Annotated in this window: 1 protein-coding gene; it reads left to right on the forward strand. The window is 61.8% G+C overall.

Annotation, left to right across the window (positions count from 1 at the left end; all coding sequences use genetic code 11):
* Positions 1–51: 51 nt before the first annotated feature.
* On the forward strand, positions 52–1254 hold a 1203-nt coding region (locus CQ13_RS16575), incomplete at its 3' end, for an IS1182 family transposase (RefSeq protein ID WP_057843935.1).

The following is a 1254-nucleotide window of genomic DNA, read 5'->3' on the forward strand; positions in this document are numbered from 1 at the left end:
AGTAATCGGATTTTTCTCGACGAAGAACAAGCGTTGTGATTCAAACGGTAGATGAGCAAGACATTTCGTCCTTGGGACGTTGATCAGGTTTGGCTGCTGCCGCCGTCGATCCAGGATTTGGTGCCTTCTGGGCACATGGCCCACTTTGTTCGCGACACGGTTCGCGCAGGCTTGGACCTGTCGCGGATCATGGATGTCTACGACGAGGAGCGCGGCTTTCCGCCCTATCATCCTGGCATGATGGTGGCACTGCTGCTTTATGCGTACAGCCAGGGGATCTATTCGTCGCGCAAGATCGCGCGGGGCTGCGAGGAGCGGCTGGATTTTGCGGCCGTAACGGGGATGCAGCGTCCGGACTTCCGCACGATCAGCGAGTTCCGCAAGCGGCATTTGGCTGCGCTCTCCGGATTGTTCTGGCAGGTTCTTGCGCTGTGCCGCGAGGCGGGGCTCGTGAAGCTTGGCCACGTGGCGCTCGACGGCACCAAGATCAAGGCCAATGCTGGGATCCACAAGGCGATGAGCTATGGCCGGATGAAAGAGGCCGAGCCGAGGCTTGCTGCGGAGGTCGAGCGCTGGCTGGCTCAGGCCGCCCAGACCGACAAGGCCGAGGATCGTCAGCTCGGAGCCTCGAAGCGTGGCGACGAGATGCCCGAGTGGATGGCCAACAAAGAGAAGCGGCTGGAGAAGATCCGTACCGCCAAGGCCGCGCTGGAATCTGAAGCCAAAGCCAAAGCTGCCTCGAAGCCGGACGACGACGGCTCCGGCGACGGCGGCAAGGGCCGGCCGGGACGCAAGTCCAAGCCCGTCACGGCAGAGCCGAGCGACAAGGCGCAACGCAACTTCACCGATCCCGACAGCCGCGTGATGCCGACCAAAAACGGCTTCATCCAGGGCTACAACGCACAGGCCGCCGTCGATGGCGCCCATCAGATCATCGTGGCGCACACGCTGACCAACTCGCCGAGCGATCAGGCGCAGCTTGCGCCATTGCTCGATGCCATAAAAGCCAATCTCGGGAACAACCCGGACGAAGCATCGGCCGATGCGGGCTATTGCTCGCAAGCCAATCTTCGCACGCTGATCCGACGCCGGATCGAGGGCTACGTCGCCACCGGACGGCAAAAGCACGGCGCCAAGGCGGCCACGACAAAAAGGAAGCTCAAGTCCGGTACGCTCATCGCCAGAATGAGCACAAAGCTCAAGCGCGCAGGCTATCGAAGCCGGTATCGATTGCGCAAACAGATCGTCGAGCCT

Origin of the sequence: Bradyrhizobium retamae (assembly GCF_001440415.1) — a bacterium.
Taxonomy (GTDB): domain Bacteria; phylum Pseudomonadota; class Alphaproteobacteria; order Rhizobiales; family Xanthobacteraceae; genus Bradyrhizobium; species Bradyrhizobium retamae.